The following is a 10,851-nucleotide window of genomic DNA, read 5'->3' as shown; positions in this document are numbered from 1 at the left end:
GAGCTACTCGGTTTGAGCCTGTGGAATAGGAAGTGCCGACACCCTATGAAATGCCAGGTAACTGGAAAGAAGCAGGAAGGGAACATTAATACGGTTTATACCGTGTTGTGTCAGTTTTCCGTAGCAGATTAGCCGACATATCACTTAAGTAACCGTCTGTCTGATAGTGGAAATTTTGCAGGTAGTATGACGGATAACCTTGCAGCTCAATCTCAGGAGAAAACGTTTGATATTCCTTTCGTTGCCACCTTGACCAAATTTTGGGAATATCTCTCCAAACTTCTGGATAGTAACGGAAAAAATCCTGCCAAGGATTATCGAATAATGTACCAACTGGATACACGCCCTTTTGCGCATCTTGCCAATCAGCTTCACCCAGATTTTTTCGTCTTTTTGCGAACTCAAGTAAGAGTTGTTTAGAAAGGGGTTGCCTTATTTTTTTTAGTTCTGGAAAAAAAATATTTCTCAAGCGGGCTCTAATCGCTATATGAGCAATACTAAAAAAAGTTTTGCTTTGTTGAAATGCCTGGTAAGTGAATTTAATTAAGGTCTCACGGAGAAGTGTAAATTGGTTAATTTTGGAAGTAGATTCCATAGTGATACTTAAACTAATTAAGATCAACAAGTTTGGGATTTGATGGAATAGCAATGCATCGCTTTTTCACCATTACTCTGTAAGCATTCAGCGATCAGCTATCAGCTATCAGCTAATAGCTAAGGGATGAATGCTTGGCGTTGCTGAATTAAAGAATGAATGGGCGATTATCTGGTTTTATGAGAGCCCCCTAAATCCCCCGAGGGAGCAATCCCTCGCTCGGGGGACTTGTCTTGATTCAGTCGCTCATGGGGGAAACCACGGCAGTTGCTCATGGGGGAAACCCCCGCAGGTCGGCGCTGCCTCCCCAAGACCGCACTGCCTCCCCAAGACCGTAATGGTGCGTTTGACCCGTAATTAAATTCGCCACGGGTCGCACCTCTGCATGGCTTGAGAGTTTTGTTCCCCCCAAGCGAGGGATTGCTCGCTAGGGGGGCTAGGGGGGCAAAACCATACCCAGAATCAGCAACGCTCAACCTTGGCCTATTGGCCACGGGTGCGCGTTCAACCGTTCAACCTTAGCCAATAGGCCACCCTAGGCTAACAACTTTCAACTTAACAACCTTGGCCTATTGGCCATGGGTGCGCGTTCAACCTTTAACTTAACAACTTTCAACTTCACAACTTTCAACTTCACAACTTCACAACTTCACAACCTTGGCCTTTGGCCACGCAATCGCGTTCAACCCTTGAAATTAGCCCCCAATTCCCAGCCTTCCTGCCAAAGCGGAATTAATGGGAATCAGAGTTGCGACCATTAAAAATAATGCCAATAACCCCCACAATGCTCGAGTATCATCAAGTTCGGTAATTTCATTGAGGCTAGGACGTTCTAAACTTCGCTGCAAGAACAAAATCAAGATTCCCCAGTACAAAATTATGGGATTGGCTGGATTAATTAAGGCCAGAATCCCCAAAATTACTAAGGTGGCAATGGTAGTAAGTCGAGCAGTTTTGCGTCCGTAGATAGCTTGGACAATTCGCCCACCATCTAGTTGTCCTGCTGGCATTAGGTTCAAGGCTGTTATGGTTAAACCTAGCCAACCGACAATGGTCAGAGGGTGAACATCCACTAAAGGCTCTTGGAGAGCACTACCGAGCACTAACTTTGCCAGTCCTCCGACTAAAATGGACCCTTGGAAGAATTCCGCTGGCACCTGAAAGGCACTGCCTTGATGAGAAAGGACTAATCCCGCCATCAGCATCACTAGAGACACTACACCACCTACGGCTGGTCCGGCTATAGAAATATCAAATAATACTTTTCGATTGGGTAATAGGGATTCGAAGCGAACCATAGCACCAAATGAGCCGATTTGCAAGCTGGGAAGGAAAAAGGGTAGGCTGAGGCGAATGTCGTGAGCTTTGGCTTGCCACCAGTGACCGAGTTCATGGGTAATCAGAACTATCCAAATTCCGATGGTAATCGGTAAGGCTTCTCGAAACCGTTGGGGTTCACTGAATAAATCAAAGTCAAGCAGTAACCCAGATACTTCTAAAGTGGTGAAAAATGTGGCAATTACCAGAACCAGGGCTAATATTTTTTGCGGAACTGTAGTGGTTCGTGGGTCATTGCTACTGGGCAAGATAATGACAACTGGTTTCCCTTCTTGATTATCGACTAAAAATAGCCGATAGCGATCGCTTAATTTTTCCTCTAGATTAGCTGACAAACGAGAATGTACCAATTCGGCATCGTTTCCCCGCAGATTGCCTGTAAAAATTGCCCCTTGCTGATATTTTATAGTTTCCGTAGCAAAGAACGTATCAATCCCAAAAATCCCTTTAATCACTTGTAGGTCTTCATCAGGAATTGTAGCTACTCCGATCCTGGTGGTATTCGGACCCTCGGATACGGCAGTTAAATTTTTGTAAGCTGCACTATCTTGCTCCTCAGACTTTTGGGCATCCTTGCTTTGTTGTTGCTCCTCGAACAGTTTGGTGGCACGCTCCCGCCAAACTTCATCTTGACCTGCTGCACGTAAGAGCCTGCCCAAGTAGATGTATAGGCCGGTGGAAGCGACTAGCAGAAATAGGATCCCAACGATATTCAGGTAAATTCCGATGCTGACTAAGCCAAAGAATAATAGCCAGGGCACTGTCAAGACTACTGACTGCAACCAGGCTAAAATTCCTAGCTTGCCGTAAGAACGAGCGCGGTTATAGCCCCAACCTAGAACACCAAGGGCTACGAGTATGATTACCAAAGTGACAGTAGTCTCTGATCCGTTAAACATTATCAATTCAATTTTGATGGAGTACTAGTTTGTTTCCAACTTTGGAGAGCGGTCCTGAGATCACTTTGGTTTTGCTGTAGGAAGCTGGCTCCCTCTAGCTGGTCTAATCCTGTCCAGTACATTAGTAGCGCTAGTTTTACCTGCCTTCCACTGCGCTCTAGTAAGTGACCGCAGTCTTCTCGGCTGAGGTTGGTCAGGTCTTTGAGGATGCGCAGGGCTCGGTCATGAAGTTTCTTGTTGGTCACTGCCACATCTACCATGCGATTGCCGTAGACTTTGCCAAGCTTTACCATGGCTCCAGTGGAAAGGATGTTCAAGGCCATTTTAGTGACAGTACCGGCTTTGAGGCGAGTAGAGCCAGCTAAGATTTCTGGACCAACCAGCAGCCGAATATCGATATCAGCATCAATACTGACTTGTTCAGGGGGGACACAAGCGATCGCAATCGTGGTTGCACCCCGGCCTCGTGCCTCTTGGAGTGCGCCGTGGACAAAGGGTGTGGTACCACCTGCGGTAATGCCTACCACCACATCTAGGTCATGTACCCGGCGATGGGCGATCGCTTTTGCTCCATCTTCCGGTCGGTCTTCCAAATCTTCAGAACTCCGCACCAATGCCCCTGCTCCTCCAGCAATGATCCCTTGGACTAGGTCTGGGGGTGTACAAAAGGTGGGGGGACATTCGGCAGCATCGAGGACTCCCAAGCGTCCACTGGTACCAGCCCCCACATAGAAGAGGCATCCTCCTTGACGCAATGCCTTTGCTGTGCAGTCAATGGCTTGAGCTAGCTGGCTACTAGCTGCTGCGATCGCATCTAGGGTTTTGCTATCTTCTTGATTAAACAGATCCACTAACTCTAGGGATGTCAGCTGGTCAAGGTTCTGACTATTGGGATTAATCTGTTCGGTCAGCAGATGTCCCCGTTGTTCTAAATTTTGCATTATATTATTTAGTCATTGCTTGAAGGTAAAAGGGTTGTTCGCGTAGCTTGGCCTATGGGCCAGGGTTGACGGCTGAAGGTGGACGGTTCAAATGTATTCCTCAAATTTTTATCAGCTTACAATAAATTTTCCAACTGACGGCGAATGCGGTCTAGCTCTGATATTTCTGGTTGTTCGGTTTTCTTGATGTCCGGTTGCCAATCAGTCTTTTCTAGATTTGTTTCCGGTGGCATGGCCAACATTCCTTCAGTAACCAACTCCGAGTCATAACCAGCCGATTGGCAAAACTCTTCAATCTCTTCTACATCGATAGCTTCCACGGTTGCTGTTGGGAAATCCTGGGCTTCGAGCAATAAAGCAAAGCGGGTAGCATCGTCTTCTTCTTCAAACATCAATACCGTTTGGCGATCCTCAATTTGGATAGTGTGAATTCCCTCGTTTTCTGTCCGGGCATTAAATAATAGGACGTATACTTGCTTAGGTGCTATCATAATTATGATTTTTCCTTAGGTAATCGTTTTTTTTAACTGTTTTTATAGGATATCTAATCTCATTTTGCTTTAATGCCAGGCACAGATAGCAGGAGGGTCAACAGAGGCAAAAGGGGGAATAAACAATGGCGTATTTCTAGGATTTTTGGAGCTACTTCATAACTAATTCCACCATAATTCACTGCTAAACTAGCTTAGCAGCAACTGAGCTATCACCACGCTCCCCACATAGCAAGCTTCCCACTTAGGAGGCTCCCCACTCTCCAACTCTCCAACTGAGTACTCAGGACTCAACACGCTTCGCAGTCAACACCACCATATCGTGCCATAAAGGTCTTGGTTGAATCTTCTTGATTGCGCAGCCAAGCCCACATTTGGTCTCCGAGGCAAAAATGCCACCACTCTCTAGGATGACATCGGAACCCAGCCGAGTACATTAAATTTTTTAACAGCTGTCGATTGTAGTGATAAGGCAAGTCTTGCTGATTGGCATAATAATCGGGATGGGAGCGTGGTGAGACTTCATCAATCTCAGAGCCCATATCAATGGTTTCACCGGTGGCATCAACCAGGGTAATATCTAAGGCAGCACCTGTACTGTGAGGGGGTGGAGTCATGGGGTTAGAGCTCGGTACTGCCCAAAATTGATAAACTTGTTCCCAAATGCCTTGCTGTTGTTGTTCCAATAGGGTGCTTGGGTTGAGTTGTTGCGCCTGAGCTACTTGGGCAAAGGTATGGTCAACCATGAATTGTTGGACTTCCACCGGTCGATAGCCATCAAAAATCTGGATGCGCCAACCTGGATGCTGCTGTTGGAGTTGGCTTTGAGCCACAAAGAGTGCTTCTATCACACTCTCGCGCAGATAATAAGGGGAAGCCTTACCATAAGGTGCCCCCAGTTTTTGGTAGGGGTGAGGGGTACGAGCGGCAAATTTTTCTAAGGGAATGGGGATGAGGGGTTCTCCACACTCTACAATTGGGATTTGCTGATAAGGTTTCATAAGTTATAGCAGTTCTCAGTTTTTTCAGCATACTCAAACCACAAGAGCCACTACTTCTTCTCTGTTCCCTGTTCGCTGTTCCCTGTTCGCTGTTCGCTGTTCCCTGTTCCCTGTTCGCTGTTCCCTGTTCGCTGTTCGCTGTTCCCTGTTCCCTGTTCCCTGTTCCCTGTTCCCTGTTCAACACTTCTAGATTTATCGCTATTACCATTAGGATAAACGTCAGGCACGGGATCATAACCTCCTGGATAGAGAGGATGACACCGTAGAATACGCCGAATTCCTAGCAAACCGCCCCGACAAACACCAAACCGCTCAATGGCTTGGATAGCATACTGGGAACAGGTTGGTTGAAAGCGACAGACTGGGGGAAATAGGGGGGAAATAAACGCTCGATAGCCTCGAATTAGCCAAATCAGTAAAAATTTCATGTAATGGTCACCCCATCTATTGACATCCTCTCCCGGTAAATCGGAGATTATACCGGGAGATTCCTAAACCTCACAATTCAGGTTTACTGCTTCCTAGATTCTTAACTAGACTGTTGCCAGTCCCCGTCAGAACATCTCCACAGTCATTTTCTGCCACGATCTGCCCGACCGCAGCGACCCCTCGTTGACAAATCACTTTTGCTGCCGCTACATCTCGGTTAATTTCACAACCACATGACCGGCAAAAGTGGGTACGCTCAGATAAATTTTTCTTACCTGTATGGGTTCCACAATTAGGGCAAATTTGACTGGTATACCTGTAGTCAACCTTACCAAAATATATGCCTCGTTTCCAACATACCCAAGCCAATATCTTGAAGAATTGACCAAAACCTGCATCTAAGGTATGTTTTCCTAACATGCCTTTGGCCCAGGTTCTAAAGTCTAAATCTTCTACAAATATCATCCCAGCTTGGTCACATAAATGATTAGCTAGTTTAAAGTGAAAGTCCTTGCGGGTGTCTGATACTTTTTGATGTAATCTAGCAATCTTTTGATTGAGTCTATGTCTATTGCTTGACCCCTTTCTCTTTAACTTAAGTCTACGTTGCAGTAATTTCAACTTGCGGTGTAGCTCTGTTAAAAATCTAGGACGTTCAATCAACTCGTTGTCAGAAGTTGCTAAAAACTTATCTAGCCCGATATCAATACCCAACGGATGACCAGAAGGCGGGTTCTCTGGAACATTTACATCACTTTGTAATGCTAACATTACAAAATACCCATTGGCACGTCTAACAATCCTGACTTGTTTCAGCTTAAACCCTTCAGGAATTGGACGTGATAACCTCATCTTAACAAGTCCTATTTTAGGGAGTTTAATCCAATCCCCTCTGACAGGATTACTGCTAAATTGTGGAAAAACAAAAGACCTCATTCGGTACTTGTTCTTAAACCTAGGAAAGCCATAACCCTGCGTCTTCATATTTTTAAATGCTCGGTCTAAGCTTCTTAAAACTTGCTGCAAAACCTGGGCATTTACTCTTTTGAGTTCAGGATTAGATTTCTTGGCGATCGTTAGGGCTGCTGCCTGTTCTTTATATCCTGGATAGGGGACATCCGCTGGGATAATATATTCTTGCACCAATGAGCAATAATTCACATCACACTTCCTACTTTTAATCCAGTCTTTTCTTTCTCTGAGTGCATAATTCCACACCTTCCTACAGACTGCCAGCATCTCTTCAATGATGGCAATTTGCTCGTAAGAAGGAATCAGTTTAAACTCGTAGGTTAGTGTTAACATGATTGTAGTTTAACACACACCTACACAAATGGCGTTAAATTCTAAGAAGTTAATGAACCAATGGTAATGAGTAGCCCATTTTTGTTTGTTGGCAACGATTCATCTCGCCGTTAAACCCTGTCGCGTTATAACGGGAGTTCTCTCGTTGCATTTTCTGATACAGTAATAAATAGGTCTTACAGTATGCTGCCATCAGATCCTTGTTTAATTCTGTACCCTCGATAGAATCAATCCCAACCCTATGGCTGCAAATTGCGCTGATTGCTGTCGGTCTTGGTGCGATTGTGCTGCTGGCGGAAACCCTACATCAGCGCACCGCCAGGGATTCAGAAATTACCCGTAAAATTGTTCACATTGGCACGGGTAACGTGATTTTAGTGGCTTGGTGGCTACAAATACCTGCCTGGGTAGGTATCTTGGCCTCAGTTATCGCTGGTGCGATCGCTCTTTTGTCCTATTACATTCCTATTTTGCCTGGTATTAACAGCGTTGGGCGCAAAAGCCTAGGCACTTTCTTCTATGCTGTCAGTATTGGTGTCGTGATTGCCTGGTTTTGGCCCTTAGAACAATTCCAGTATGCCGCTATTGGGATTTTAGTGATGGCATGGGGAGATGGACTGGCAGGACTGATTGGTCAGAAATTTGGCCAACATCCCTATCAGGCTTGGGGGATGCAAAAAAGCTGGGAAGGGTCTGGGACCATGGCGGTAACTAGCTATGTCGTCAGTAGCCTGATCCTTTTCCCTGTTCAAGGTAATATCTGGGAAACCTGGTTGATGTCAATTGCGATCGCATTCTTTGCCACAGTATTAGAAGCCTTCTCCAAGTTCGGTATTGATAATCTCACAGTTCCTATCGGTAGTGCAGCAGTAGGGTTCTTTTTAGGTCAAATCCTCAGCTTGGGTTAAAGGGTTCTTCAAATAGCTCAAGTTATCAGCTTGTGCTTGAAAGTAGATATTAAAATAAGAATAAATCAAACGTTGATAGGAAGGGAGAGTTGAGTCAATGTTACAGTTTTACAATAATCCTATGTCCAACAATGCCCGACGGGTATGGATTGCTTTATTAGAAAAACAGATTGACTTTGAGCCTGTTGAAATAAAATTAGATGGTGATCAATTTACGCCAGAATTTATTGAAATCAATCCTTTTCATCACGTTCCAGTCCTAATCGATGATGGATTTAAAGTGATAGAATCCTTAGCCATCTTAGATTATTTAGAAGCTAAATATCCAACTCCTGCTCTTATGCCCACTGACCCCCAAGCTATTGCTACAGTGAGGATGATAGAACTGGTCAACGTCAATGAGCTTGCTCCTGCTATCGTAACATTTATGCGCCATAATTTGGAGATTGAAGTAGAAGCAAAAAAATTAGAACAAGCTCAAAAACAAGTTGCCACAGTGATGAAATTTTATAGCGAAAAATTGGGCGATAAAAACTACTTTGTAGAAGGGCAATTTACGGTAGCCGATATTGTCGCCGGTTTGTCGGTATATTTTCTGAACAAGATCGGCGTTTCTTTAGCTGACTATCCCTCAGTTCAAAATTGGCAAACAGCTTTACAGCAACGGGAAAGTTGGCAGCAAGTTCAACCAACACCAGAAGAGTTTGAAATGTTTAAAGCAAAGGTGAAAGCAATTTTGTCACGGTAAACCACTAGACAATTCGCAACGCCTGAGTTATTGGGAGTGGTGAGTGGTGAGTCGGGAGGCGGGAGTTATGAGAACCGGTACATAACCAGGTTACCTCGATCACAGTGTTCGCTCCCAGCTTAAATCATCCCGTCAATAGGCAACTCCACATTAGCTTTAGGGGCGCACGCTGTGCGCCCCTAAGGGTGTTGTGTATTCCAGCAAGAACCACTATAACTAGCGTTCAAATTCTAGCTAAAATCGAAGAATTTACCGAAGAATTTACCAAGATGCCTCTTTCTGCTCAAAGGGGTCACCGCTAAAGGGTTGAACACCAATAGCAGGATAAATGTCATCATTAGGTCCAAAAATCCTAGCTACTGCTTCAGAAAGATATTGAATACTGCTTTCCAATAGTTTGTAAAAACTCATAAAATTGCTCTCCTGAATTAGTTGAGTTAGAGTTGAAAACAGCAGCAGTGGTTATAATTACCGCGAACCTTTAGCTTTTCTGGTGGTTCACGATTACTTTCCTGCTCTCATCAAATTGCTGTTCTCAAATTATTGAGTATTAACTCTCAGTAAAGACTGAAAGACGTTTTTGTCTTGGTGTACTTAATCTTATCGAAAATTATCGATTTGGGATCAGGATTAGTAATATTTGTTTGGCAATATTTGCAATACTTTTCTCAAGCTTGACTAATCACTAAGATTTGTTTGGTAATTTTGAGAGGCTTGTTAACAAATCTGTACCTATTTAAAGTTCCTTTACCTTATGTTAAACATTACTACTTAAACAGTACTACCATGAATGATAAACACCAGGAATTAATACCTACACCTGAGGACTATAGCTTATTAACTGACCTGTATCAGCTGACCATGACAGCCTGTTATAGCGGTGAAGGCTTAGCCCAAAAACCAGCCTCCTTTGAACTATTTGCCCGACGTTTACCTAATGGCTTTGGTTACTTGATTGCTATGGGACTCGCCCAGGTACTCGACTACCTGGAACAGTTTCGCTTTAGTCCCCAGGCGCTAGAAGCATTACAACAAACAGACATTTTTCAGGGAGCACCGGAACAGTTTTGGTCACTCTTAGCAGAAGGAAGCTTCACCGGTGATGTCTGGGCAGTGCCCGAGGGAACAGCAATATTTGCTAATGAACCGTTGTTGCGGGTGGATGCTCCTCTGTGGCAAGCACAGATAGTAGAAACTTACCTACTCAATACAATTAACTATCAGACCTTGATTGCCACTAAGGCAGCACGGCTCAGAGATGTGGCGGGGGCCGAAGCGACCTTACTAGAGTTTGGCACTCGACGGGCCTTTAGTCCTCAGGCATCCTTGTGGGCAGCACGAGCAGCAATAGCAGGTGGGTTGGATGGCACATCTAATGTATTAGCAGCCCTGAAATTAGGATGTCAGCCTAAAGGAACCATGGCTCATGCTTTGGTCATGGCGATCGCAGCAGTATCTGGAAGTGAGCAGGATGCCTTTACCGCCTTTTATCGGTATTTTCCCAATGCTCCCTTATTAATAGATACCTACGATACTGTAGCAGCCGCTCAGAGTCTGGCTCAACGAATCGCAGCTGGGGAAATCCAAGTGACTGGAGTACGTTTGGATTCTGGGGATTTAGTCACCTTGTCCCAAAAAGTGCGATCGCATTTACCCAATGTCTCAATTTTTGCCAGTGGGGATTTAGACGAGTATGAAATAGCCAGACTCAAACAGGCTGGTGCTTGTATCGACGGTTATGGACTCGGAACTCGCCTAGTCACTGGAAACCCAGTCAATGGAGTCTACAAATTAGTAGAAATTGATGGCATTCCCACCATGAAACAGTCCAGTAGCAAAGTTACCTATCCAGGGCGCAAGCAAATCTATCGCCAATTTCACCAAGATACAGTTATCAAAGACCGGCTAGGATTGATGCCTGAATCCTGCCAAGATCATGAAAAACCCCTGCTGGAACAAGTCATCAAACAAGGTCAACGACTAAAGCCACCAGAATCCTTAGACGTCATCCAAAAACGCACAGCTTACTCCGTTGCCAGTCTTGCCACGTCAACGCGACAACTTCATCAGCCAACCCCACTACCGGTAGAAATTTCTGATGTCCTACAACAGCTTACCATAGCTACCTCCAAAGGGTAAGCTATCACACATTAAAAATGCTTTTTAGCAAGGCAAAAGGCAAAAGGCAAAAGGCAA

General features: G+C 44.8%; 10 protein-coding genes and 1 pseudogene. 4 read left to right on the top strand and 7 right to left on the bottom strand.

Translation table 11 applies throughout. The annotated features are described in order from the left end of the window. The first annotated feature begins 186 nt into the window (after positions 1 to 186). A complete protein-coding gene (locus tag F6J99_RS13160) occupies positions 187 to 420 on the top strand; it encodes a hypothetical protein (RefSeq protein WP_293113308.1) in 234 nt (77 codons plus the stop codon). Between the two features lie 870 nt (positions 421 to 1,290). Here the strand turns inward: F6J99_RS13160 and F6J99_RS13155 are convergent. The 6 genes and pseudogenes from F6J99_RS13155 to F6J99_RS13130 all read right to left on the bottom strand — a co-directional run bounded on the left by F6J99_RS13155 (position 1,291) and on the right by F6J99_RS13130 (position 6,999). Beyond that, positions 1,291 to 2,832 (bottom strand): site-2 protease family protein, encoded by a 1,542-nt coding sequence (locus F6J99_RS13155; protein ID WP_293113307.1) that lies wholly within the window; start codon positions 2,830 to 2,832, stop codon positions 1,291 to 1,293. Between the two features lie 2 nt (positions 2,833 to 2,834). Further along, on the bottom strand, positions 2,835 to 3,773 hold the full coding sequence (gene murQ / locus F6J99_RS13150; RefSeq protein WP_293113306.1) for an N-acetylmuramic acid 6-phosphate etherase: 939 nt from the start codon (positions 3,771 to 3,773) through the stop codon (positions 2,835 to 2,837). A 116-nt stretch (positions 3,774 to 3,889) separates the two neighbouring features. Continuing rightward, a complete protein-coding gene (locus F6J99_RS13145) occupies positions 3,890 to 4,264 on the bottom strand; it encodes a DUF3110 domain-containing protein (RefSeq protein WP_293113305.1) in 375 nt (124 codons plus the stop codon). A gap of 290 nt (positions 4,265 to 4,554) precedes the next feature. Further along, positions 4,555 to 5,265 carry a M15 family metallopeptidase gene (locus F6J99_RS13140; protein WP_293113304.1) on the bottom strand — a complete coding sequence of 237 codons (711 nt, stop codon included), beginning with the start codon at positions 5,263 to 5,265 and terminating at the stop codon, positions 4,555 to 4,557. A gap of 221 nt (positions 5,266 to 5,486) precedes the next feature. Next, a pseudogene (gene yidD, locus F6J99_RS13135) lies at positions 5,487 to 5,693 on the bottom strand (membrane protein insertion efficiency factor YidD); the annotation flags it as partial. Positions 5,694 to 5,763: 70 nt separating this feature from the next. Continuing rightward, positions 5,764 to 6,999 carry a transposase gene (locus F6J99_RS13130; protein WP_293113303.1) on the bottom strand — a complete coding sequence of 412 codons (1,236 nt, stop codon included), beginning with the start codon at positions 6,997 to 6,999 and terminating at the stop codon, positions 5,764 to 5,766. 200 nt (positions 7,000 to 7,199) lie between these two features. On the opposite strand from F6J99_RS13130, the gene F6J99_RS13125 reads away from it, so the two are divergent. Both F6J99_RS13125 and F6J99_RS13120 read left to right on the top strand, forming a co-directional pair. Beyond that, complete coding sequence (locus tag F6J99_RS13125; protein WP_293113302.1) at positions 7,200 to 7,907, top strand: diacylglycerol/polyprenol kinase family protein; 708 nt, start codon at positions 7,200 to 7,202, stop codon at positions 7,905 to 7,907. 97 nt (positions 7,908 to 8,004) lie between these two features. After that, a complete protein-coding gene (locus F6J99_RS13120) occupies positions 8,005 to 8,655 on the top strand; it encodes a glutathione S-transferase family protein (protein WP_293113301.1) in 651 nt (216 codons plus the stop codon). Positions 8,656 to 8,916: 261 nt separating this feature from the next. Here F6J99_RS13120 and F6J99_RS13115 read toward each other — a convergent pair whose 3' ends face one another. Further along, positions 8,917 to 9,066 (bottom strand): hypothetical protein, encoded by a 150-nt coding sequence (locus F6J99_RS13115; protein ID WP_168166540.1) that lies wholly within the window; start codon positions 9,064 to 9,066, stop codon positions 8,917 to 8,919. Positions 9,067 to 9,441: 375 nt separating this feature from the next. On the opposite strand from F6J99_RS13115, the gene F6J99_RS13110 reads away from it, so the two are divergent. Continuing rightward, a complete protein-coding gene (locus tag F6J99_RS13110) occupies positions 9,442 to 10,794 on the top strand; it encodes a nicotinate phosphoribosyltransferase (protein WP_293113300.1) in 1,353 nt (450 codons plus the stop codon). The last annotated feature ends 57 nt before the right edge of the window (positions 10,795 to 10,851 follow it).

Origin of the sequence: Moorena sp. SIO4G3, from assembly GCF_010692305.1 — a bacterium.
GTDB lineage: Bacteria > Cyanobacteriota > Cyanobacteriia > Cyanobacteriales > Coleofasciculaceae > Moorena > Moorena producens_A.
Note: the sequence above shows the minus strand (reverse complement) of the source record. Positions and strands in the feature narration are given on the sequence as shown.

Excerpts from the sequence above, each read along its gene's own strand:
- F6J99_RS13140 (WP_293113304.1), bottom strand. The coding sequence starts at position 5,265 with ATGAAACCTTATCAGCAAATCCCAATTGTAGAGTGTGGAGAACCCCTC.
- F6J99_RS13155 (WP_293113307.1), bottom strand. The coding sequence starts at position 2,832 with ATGTTTAACGGATCAGAGACTACTGTCACTTTGGTAATCATACTCGTA.
- F6J99_RS13115 (WP_168166540.1), bottom strand. The coding sequence starts at position 9,066 with ATGAGTTTTTACAAACTATTGGAAAGCAGTATTCAATATCTTTCTGAA.
- F6J99_RS13145 (WP_293113305.1), bottom strand. The coding sequence starts at position 4,264 with ATGATAGCACCTAAGCAAGTATACGTCCTATTATTTAATGCCCGGACA.
- murQ (WP_293113306.1), bottom strand. The coding sequence starts at position 3,773 with ATGCAAAATTTAGAACAACGGGGACATCTGCTGACCGAACAGATTAAT.
- F6J99_RS13120 (WP_293113301.1), top strand. The coding sequence starts at position 8,005 with ATGTTACAGTTTTACAATAATCCTATGTCCAACAATGCCCGACGGGTA.
- F6J99_RS13110 (WP_293113300.1), top strand. The coding sequence starts at position 9,442 with ATGAATGATAAACACCAGGAATTAATACCTACACCTGAGGACTATAGC.
- F6J99_RS13160 (WP_293113308.1), top strand. The coding sequence starts at position 187 with ATGACGGATAACCTTGCAGCTCAATCTCAGGAGAAAACGTTTGATATT.
- F6J99_RS13130 (WP_293113303.1), bottom strand. The coding sequence starts at position 6,999 with ATGTTAACACTAACCTACGAGTTTAAACTGATTCCTTCTTACGAGCAA.